This window comes from Cognatishimia sp., from assembly GCF_964229375.1.
GTDB lineage: Bacteria > Pseudomonadota > Alphaproteobacteria > Rhodobacterales > Rhodobacteraceae > Cognatishimia.
This window is the reverse complement of the sequence record NZ_CAXREH010000229.1, coordinates 1-4,221: the sequence shown is the minus strand read 5'-3', so window position 1 is coordinate 4,221 and position 4,221 is coordinate 1. Positions and strand designations below refer to the sequence as shown.

The 4,221-nt window shown below is 58.8% G+C and carries 5 protein-coding genes; 1 reads left to right on the top strand and 4 read right to left on the bottom strand.

The window, feature by feature from the left end; translation table 11 throughout:
• Positions 1 to 52: 52 nt before the first annotated feature.
• The gene (locus ACEQWH_RS16150; RefSeq protein ID WP_370232568.1) at positions 53 to 892 is read left to right on the top strand and encodes an ATP-binding protein; all 840 of its coding nucleotides are present in this window, start codon (positions 53 to 55) and stop codon (positions 890 to 892) included.
• A gap of 23 nt (positions 893 to 915) precedes the next feature.
• On the opposite strand, the gene ACEQWH_RS16145 is transcribed toward ACEQWH_RS16150, so the two are convergent.
• From ACEQWH_RS16145 to ACEQWH_RS16130, 4 genes are all read right to left on the bottom strand, one after another.
• On the bottom strand, positions 916 to 2,109 hold the full coding sequence (locus tag ACEQWH_RS16145) for a LysM peptidoglycan-binding domain-containing protein (protein WP_370232567.1): 1,194 nt from the start codon (positions 2,107 to 2,109) through the stop codon (positions 916 to 918).
• A 130-nt stretch (positions 2,110 to 2,239) separates the two neighbouring features.
• Positions 2,240 to 2,887 carry a protein-L-isoaspartate(D-aspartate) O-methyltransferase gene (locus ACEQWH_RS16140; protein WP_370232565.1) on the bottom strand — a complete coding sequence of 216 codons (648 nt, stop codon included), beginning with the start codon at positions 2,885 to 2,887 and terminating at the stop codon, positions 2,240 to 2,242.
• Positions 2,884 to 3,666, bottom strand: coding sequence for a 5'/3'-nucleotidase SurE (gene surE, locus ACEQWH_RS16135; protein WP_370232563.1), 783 nt, complete (start codon positions 3,664 to 3,666; stop codon positions 2,884 to 2,886). The genes ACEQWH_RS16140 and surE overlap by 4 nt, the downstream gene beginning before the upstream one ends.
• An 83-nt stretch (positions 3,667 to 3,749) precedes the next feature.
• Positions 3,750 to 4,221: SDR family oxidoreductase (locus ACEQWH_RS16130; protein ID WP_370232561.1), on the bottom strand; the 472-nt coding region annotated here is incomplete at its 5' end.

The following is a 4,221-nucleotide window of genomic DNA, read 5'->3' as shown; positions in this document are numbered from 1 at the left end:
GAGGGCTATTATGACGACGAAGAAGAAGCCGACATAGAGGTCGACGCCGACGATGACAAATGATCCCTTAGAGCGGATTGCAGCGGCGTTGGAGCGGATGTCTCCGGCGCCGTTGGCGTCTCCGGACTTTGATGCCGCCGATGCGTTTGTGTGGCATGTCGAGCCTGAACGCCTAGAGCCGGTGCCGGATGTGTCTCGGGTGGATCTGTCGCTGCTGGTTGGGATCAACCGCTCTCGCGATACGCTGCTGGAAAACACATTGCGGTTTGCGCAAGGCTTTGCTGCCAACAACGCGCTGCTTTGGGGCGCGCGTGGCATGGGCAAGTCGTCACTGGTGAAAGCCGTCCATGCCGAGGTGAACGCACGCGGCCACGCCCTGAAAATCGTCGAACTACAACGTGAGGATCTGCCGAGCGTTGCGCGCCTGCTGCAACACCTGCGTGGGTCTGATGCGCGGTTCCTGCTGTTTTGTGATGACCTGTCTTTCTCGCACGATGATCAGCACTACAAGAGCCTTAAGGCCGTTCTGGACGGTGGTATCGAAGGTCGGCCGGACAATGTCGTTTTCTATGCGACGTCTAACCGTCGCCACCTGATGCCGCGTGATATGATCGAGAACGAGCGCGGCTCGGCGATTAACCCGTCTGAGGCTGTCGAGGAAAAGGTGTCTTTGTCGGATCGCTTTGGTCTGTGGCTAGGATTCCATCCCTGTGATCAGGATGAATTCCTCGCGATGATCCAGGGCTATGTACAGGCCTATGGTGTCGAGGTGGACGCCGACACCCTGCGCGCAGAAGCCATCGAATGGCAGGCGACACGTGGGGGGCGTTCCGGCCGCGTGGCGTGGCAGTATTTCACAGATCTAGCAGGTCGAAAGGGCGTCGCACTCTGACGCCCTTTTAATTGGCCCTTGGCTTATTCCAGGAACGGCATCGGATCGACGATGTCAAAGCCTTTGCGCACCTCAAAGTGGACAAAGTTCTTTTCGCTCGGAACCTTAGCAATCGCTTGATTACGCGACACTTTCGCGCCTTTCTTAACGGCGACGTCAGCCACGTTGTAATACACCGTCATGACGTTGTCGGCGTGCCGGACAACAATGATGGTCACGTCGTCTGCATCGGTCGTAATCGCGGCCACTGTGCCGCTTGCCGCCGCTTTGACAGGCGATCCGGCATCCGCGGAAATATCGATCCCGTTGTTCTTGCCTTTTTTGAACGTGCGGATGATGCGGCCGTCAACGGGATAGCTCATCTGTGCCGAGCTTGTCGGCGTTTGTTCTAGCTTGGGCGCAGCCGGTTTCTTAACCTCTTGCTTTGAGGTGTCCTTTGGCAGCGGCTGCGACGCGCTTGGTGGGGTCGGAGTGGCCGACCCCTGACCGGGCTGTGACACAGCGCTTTCTGTGCGTGGTTTCGGACGCGGGCTGGTGGCAGGCGCGCCCGGCTGCGCTGGTGGGATCAGCAGGATCTGACGCTCACGGATCGTGAAATCATTGCCCAGACCGTTCCATTCGGCCAGCGCTCTGACAGATACATTGTAGAGGCGCGCAATAGAGAAGGCGGTCTCGCCACGTGTCACGGTGTGGCGCACAGGCTCATAGCCGATCTGAACGTCTGATGGGCGCGTTGGCCTTGGCGCGGCTTCCAGTTCTTCGGTCTGAATGTCGGCATTGTCGATCGCGCTGCCCGCCAAAGATGAAATATCCACGTTAGAGGGCGGCAGAACCTGACCTGTGCCGCCGGTCTGCGACGAAGGTTCAGCCACGCGGTCGGGCAGCAGCAGAACCTCGCCTTGACGCAAGCGGTCATGCGTTGCCAGCGAGTTATGGTCCGCCAGTTGTTCCGGCGGAATGCCAACCCGATTTGCTACGTCGCGTACTGTGTCACCACGGCGGGCTACAGCCACCTGATAGTTCGGGTACGAGATGATGCCGCGATTGTCGGTGTCGGGACGATCCGCCGTCACGCCGAGGGCGGCTGATGTCGTGTCCAGACCAGAGCCAAGACTGCCGCGCAGGTCGAAATCAAGACCGTCTTCACAGCCCGCCAAAAGCGCGGTTACAGAGACCGCCATCACAAAAGAAAAAACGCGCCGTCTTGCCACAGCCATCTCGAAATCCTCATGAACTCCCCGTTTGCCGTATCGGCTCGGGGTTGTGTTTTGCCACCTTGTATCACGTCTACCCAAGTTAGAGCAGGGCAATAGGGGGAAAAATCAGGGGTTTTCGGCGGGTTTATGCTTAATTGTCACGGGCGATGCCTTCCAGAAGCGGCACAAACCGCACCGGACGCATCTCTTGATAGTCAAAGCCATCTTCCGTGCGGGTGACTTTGATCATGCTTTGAACCGTGTCTGACTGCCCGACAGGCAGAACCATGATGCCGCCAACCTTGAGCTGTCCCAAAAGCGGCCCTGGCGTGTCTTCGGCGGCCGCAGTGACGATGATACGGTCAAACGGGGCCTGATCGGGCAACCCAAAGCTGCCATCGGCGGTGAATGCGGTGATATTGCCCAGATCCATCGCCTCAAAGATCGACTTGGCTTCGGCCACAAGACGTCGGTGTCGGTCTACGGTATACACACGGCGGGCCAACTGGCTGAGGATGGCCGCCTGATAGCCAGAGCCTGTGCCGACCTCTAGAACCTTGTCGCGCGGGCTGACGTCCAGCGCTTGGGTCATCAAGCCAACGACGGATGGCTGACTGATGGTCTGACCACAGGCAATTGGCAGAGGCATGTCTTCATAGGCGCGCTCTGTAAAGATGCCGCGCACAAAGGGCCCCCGATCGATGGTTTCCATTGCCGTCAGCACGCGGGCATCTGTCACGCCCTTGCTGCGCAGGGCAAACATGAAGCGCATTTTCTGTTCCGCGAGATCCTGGCTCATTCAATCCCCCGAAAGCTGTCCAGCATATCATGGGCCGTCAGATCCGCGCGCATGGGGGTGACCGAGATATAGCCATCAAGGTTCACCGCCACGTCTGTGTCTGGGCTCGAGGGCGCGCGTTGATCGCCCCCGGTCACCCAAAGGTATTTGCGGCGGTTCGGGCGCTCTTGCAGCTCGACCCCAAAGTTCGTACCCGCGCGGCGACCCTGACGCACCACCTTGATCCCTTTGACGGAATCGGCCGGAACAGGTGGGAAGTTTACGTTGAAGAACAGCTCGTAAGCATTTGAGGATTCATCCTTTATCGCAAGAATCTTGCGAATGACATCGACGCCAAACTGCGCTGAGGCTTCAAAAGGATTGTCCAGCATCGCGTTGTCCGGACCATAGAACTGCGACAGCCCAATGGACGGAATACCCTGCACCGCGCCTTCCATGGCTGCACCCAAAGTGCCGGAGTAAACCGTGTTCTCGGCCGAGTTGTTGCCTTTGTTGACACCCGACAGGATCAGGTCGGGGCGGCGGTCTTTCATCACTTCGTAAAGACCGGCCAGAACACAGTCTGCGGGGCTGCCTTCGACCGCATAGCGACGGTCGCCAAACTGCGAAATCATGGTGGGATGGGCATAGCTGATGCAATGGGCGACGCCGGATTGCTCAAACGCGGGTGCCACAGTCCAGACCTCGCCATCGGGGCCTGCAAGCGTCTTGGCGATGGTCTCAAGAACGGCCAGACCTTCTGCCTGAATGCCGTCGTCGTTGGTGATGAGAATCCGCATGATTTGCCCCGCCAATTAGGTGTGAAACCTGTTTATGAGACGATGGCTGTGCGGGCAACCATTGGCTGGCCGCGCGCGGCGAATTAGAGCAATCCTGCCGCAGTCAGAAGGCGATTAGCCTCGTCGCGAGGCGCTGTCAGGGCCGCGCGGTCTTCGCCAGGGAAGAAGCGCGCGCGTGTGCTGGTCGGCATCGGGTTTGGCGTGAGGATGGACACTTTCGTGTCGGTGCTTGTGCACTCGGCCTGCCAGCTTTTGACCAAGGCGATCTGTGCGGCTTTGGTGGCACCATAGGCGCCAAAGAACTTCTGACCCGCACTTGCGTCATCAAAGAATATCGCCTGAGAGCCAGCCCCCAGCAACGGAGACACAAACGGGATCAGCGTGCCCATTGCTGTGACATTCGTGGCGACGGATTTGGCCCAGTCTTTCTGGTCCATATGGCTGGCGGGAGCCAGCGGGGCGGCATGGACTGCCGTATGAATCCTCAGATCAATCTTGCCCCAACGATCATGAAGCGAACGGCAAAGCTGTGCCATGGCGTTTGGTTCGTTGACA